General features: G+C 71.0%; 1 protein-coding gene. It reads left to right on the top strand.

Annotated features, from left to right (window positions below; translation table 11 throughout):
- Positions 1 to 1019 (top strand): ABC transporter permease (locus A9X00_RS24155; RefSeq protein ID WP_156772267.1); only part of this gene is annotated, 1019 nt, incomplete at both ends.

Raw genomic sequence — 1019 nt, 5'->3', positions numbered from 1 at the left:
CCGCGCGACGAGGATCAGCAAGCTGCCACCCGAGGTACGCCGGAGTGTGTCGCTGGCGGTCGAGCTGGTCACCCGGCCGACACTGCTCGTCGTCGATGACCCGGGCGCCGGGCTGGATGCTGCGCAGCAGGACCGCGTGATGGAGATCCTGCGCCGGCAGGCCGACATCGGCTGTGTCGTGGTGGTCACGATGCCGTCGCACTCGTCGCTGAGCAACCTCAACCTCTGCGACCAGGTGTTGGTCCTGACCGCGCGGGGCGCGACGGCCTTCCTCGGGACGCCGCTACAGGTCGAGTCCGCGATGGGCACCCCCGACTGGGGCAGCATCGTCGAGCAGGTCGGCGCCGATCCCGACCGCGCGCACCGCGAGTTTCGGGCGCGGCAACCGGCGCTGACCCCGCCCACGCCGTCGGAGGTCGCCGCGCCGTGGCCGCTGCCCGAAAAGCTCGCCGCGAAGCGGCAACTCCGGCTGCTCGTCCGTCGCCAGCTCCGCCTGCTCTTCGCCGACCACCTCTACTTCCTGTTCCTGGCGATCCTGCCCTTCGTGTTGGCGGCGCTGACCTTGTTGATCCCCGGCGACTCCGGGCTGGAACGGCCCAACCCGAGCAGCTCCAACCCCCACGAGGCCATCGAAATCCTGGCCGCGCTCAACGTCGCCGCGGTGATCGTGGGCACCGCACTGACCATCCGCACGCTGGTCGAAGAGCGCCGCCCCCTCCGCCGCGAGCAGGCAGTCGGGCTTTCGACCCTGGCCTACTTTGGCGCCAAGGTCATCGTCTTCGGGCTGGCCGCGCTCATCCTGACGGCCGTCTTCTTCGCGATCGTCATCGTCGTGAAGGGCGGGCCGGTGCACGGCCCCGTGCTGTTGGGCTTCTCCGGCGGGCCCACCGCCGAGCTTTATCTGAGCGTGGCGGTGACGGCGGTGGTGTCGGCGGTCGTCGGGCTGGCGCTGTCCGCGATGGGCAGCCGGCTGCGCGAGGTGCTGCCGCTGGCGGTGCTGGTGATCCTGGCCTCGCTGC

It is taken from the genome of Mycobacterium sp. 1245805.9, assembly GCF_001672915.1.
Classification (GTDB): Bacteria; Actinomycetota; Actinomycetes; order Mycobacteriales; family Mycobacteriaceae; genus Mycobacterium.
Note: the sequence above shows the minus strand (reverse complement) of the source record. Positions and strands in the feature narration are given on the sequence as shown.